Genomic DNA, 2,555 nt, shown 5'->3' with positions numbered 1-2,555 from the left:
TACCGCGACCAGTGCCCGAACACCCCGGCAGGCGTTGAAGTCAACGCACTGGGCTGCCCGGAAAGCGTCGTGCTGCAGAACGTCAACTTCGAGTTCGACTCTGCCCAGCTGACGCCGGGAGCCCAGCAGGTTCTCAACGGCGTTGCCGAGCGCCTGGTCAACAACCCGGACGTTCGCGTAAGCATCGAAGGTCACACCGACTCCGTTGGTTCTGCGGAATACAACCGCAACCTGTCCCAGCGTCGCGCCGAATCTGTTGCCAGCTACCTGGCTCAGCGTGGCGTACCGGCTAGCGACATGCGCTCCATCGGTTACGGTGAAGAGCGTCCGATCGCGACCAACGAAACTGACGAAGGCCGCGCACAGAACCGTCGCGTAGAGCTGGACGAGTGGAACTAAGCCACTCTTGAAATAACCGACGCGGCTCAAGGCCGTGTCGGTTCATCGCCACGACCCGCCAGGTTGTCGTCGCGATTCACATAAAGCGCCGGCCTCGTGTCGGCGCTTTGTTTTTTGGTGTTAGCCTTCCAGGCCTCCTGCCGATTTTCTCCTCCCCAGGGATCGAGCCGTCACGTTCGAGCGCTTTCATGATCTGATTCAGCTTCTTGAATGTTAATGATAAATATTGTCATTCATGCAATAAGTGTTAGGCTATGCAGTCACGCGTCAAACGCAAATGGTTCTTATATCTAACCAAGATCGGACGCGTCAGTGTGACTGGCGCGTGCAAGCGATGGAGATTCAACGTGCTGAAAAGGCCCCTCACAAGTTGGCTGGGATGCATGAGCGCCTGCCTCCTGGTAAACGCTCATGCCGTGGCGAGTGATGAAACCGTGAATCAGGCAGCGCAGAGTGTCGAGGCCCAGCAGACTCAGTCGGCTCTCCAGCAGCGTATCGACGAGGCGGACGAGCAGACACGCGCGGATATCGAAGAGCTGCGCGCGCTCGAGCGTGCCAATCGCGAGCTCGATACCACCAATGCCACGCTCGATGCGCGCCTGCTCGATGAAGCCGAACGCCTCGAGCGGCTGGAGTCGGCGCTCGCCACCGTCAGTGAGACCCGGGCGTCGCTTCCCGTCATCGAGCAGGACATGTCGAACCAGCTGGCGGCCTTCATCGAAAGCGATCTTCCTTTCCAGCGCGAAGAGCGTCTTGCACGCGTGCAGGCTCCTCAAGGTGACAGCAGCGTCGAGCGTATCGAGCAGTTGCTCGAGGCGTGGCGGCTGGAGCTCGATTACGGCCGGGATATCGATCACTGGCGCGGCCGGCTCACGCGGGAGAGCGGGGCGGCGCGCGAGGTGGACTACCTGCGCGTAGGCCGCATCGGCTTCTATTACCTGACGCCGGATGGCCGCGAAGGCGCGGTCTGGGACAAGCAGCAGGGCGAATGGCAGCCACTCGACGAGCGTGCGCGGCGCGAAGTGCGCAACGGTCTGCGCATCGCCGATGAGCAGCGCTCGCCGGAGCTTCTCAACCTACCGTTATCGATCACCGCCGAGCAGGAAGGCCAGTCATGAACGTATTCTCATTCACGCGTCGGCGTCGCTGGGTCTTGGTGGCGCTGGCAAGCTGCCTGCTTTCCACTCCGCTGCTGGCCCAGAACAGTGGCGTCGGCTCGCTCAGCGAAGCGCGCCAGGCTGCCGAGGCGCGCGACCAGGCGCGCCTCGAAGGGCTGCTCGACGATCGACAGGCGCTTGAGGCGGCGCTCGACCAGGCGCGCGCCGCCAATGCCGAAGCCGAGGAGCGTCAGGAGGCCCTCCAGGCGCTGCAAGAGGGGCAGGCGCAGCTGGCAGCCGAACTCGCCAGCCGCCAAGGGGAGCAGGGCGAGGAGCTCACGGGGCTGCTCTCTACCCTGAAGCGTCATGGCGACGAGGTACGCAACGAGCTCGGCGAGCAGAGCTGGCTGACGCTTCAGGGCGAGGGCGTGCCGCGCCTCGACGATGTCAACGTGCTCGAGCGCGACCAGCTCGAGCGCGTGGTAGACGCCCTGGCTACCCTCACTGCCCGCACCGGCCGCGCCGAGCGGCTGCGATTGCCGGTCGCCGATGCTCAGGGTGAGATCGAGGAGCGTGAGGTGATTCGCCTGGGCGACTTTGCCGCCTTCACCGACTCTTCGCTGCTGCGTACGGGCGCCGAAGGCAACGCCGTGTCGGAGCTTCCGCGCACGCCCGCCGCGATCCGCGCGACCCTGGACGACTACTTTCACGGCGAAAGTCGCCAGTTTGCCATCGACCCGTCCCAAGGTAGCGTTCTGGCCGCGCTGGCCCAGCAGCCGAGCCTGTGGGAGCGCTTCCAGCAGGGCGGCTACGTGGGCTACGTGGTGGTCGTGCTCGGCATCATCGGCCTGCTCGTTGCGCTGGCTCAGTATCTCTATCTCTGGGTGGTGAGCGCCCGGGTCAAGCGCCAGCGCCGCTCGCTGGACACCCTGACGGACGACAATCCGCTGGGTCGAGTGCTGCATCGCTTCCAGGACATGGACAAGCACCAGACGCCGGAAGCACTCGAGGCGCGCCTGGACGAGGCGGTACTGGCAGAGCTTCCGCGTATCGAGCGGG

At 64.3% G+C, this 2,555-nt stretch carries 3 protein-coding genes; all 3 read left to right on the top strand.

Annotated elements, in window-relative coordinates; all coding sequences use genetic code 11:
- On the top strand, positions 1–399 hold a 399-nt coding region (locus tag BIS11_RS14970), incomplete at its 5' end, for an OmpA family protein (RefSeq protein ID WP_253586421.1).
- Between the two features lie 383 nt (positions 400–782).
- Positions 783–1,517, top strand: a complete 735-nt coding sequence (locus tag BIS11_RS14965) for a DUF3450 domain-containing protein (protein ID WP_253423205.1) — start codon at positions 783–785, stop codon at positions 1,515–1,517.
- A partial coding sequence (locus tag BIS11_RS14960; protein ID WP_253586419.1) for a MotA/TolQ/ExbB proton channel family protein occupies positions 1,514–2,555 on the top strand: 1,042 nt, incomplete at its 3' end. The genes BIS11_RS14965 and BIS11_RS14960, both read left to right, overlap by 4 nt.

This window comes from Halomonas sp. 707D4 (assembly GCF_024158685.1).
In the GTDB taxonomy this organism is placed as follows: domain Bacteria; phylum Pseudomonadota; class Gammaproteobacteria; order Pseudomonadales; family Halomonadaceae; genus Vreelandella.
This window is presented reverse-complemented; position numbering and strand designations above follow the sequence as displayed.

What these genes read in the sequence shown, in the direction of transcription:
- BIS11_RS14965 (WP_253423205.1), top strand. Translation starts at nt 783, where the DNA reads ATGAGCGCCTGCCTCCTGGTAAACGCTCATGCCGTGGCGAGTGATGAA.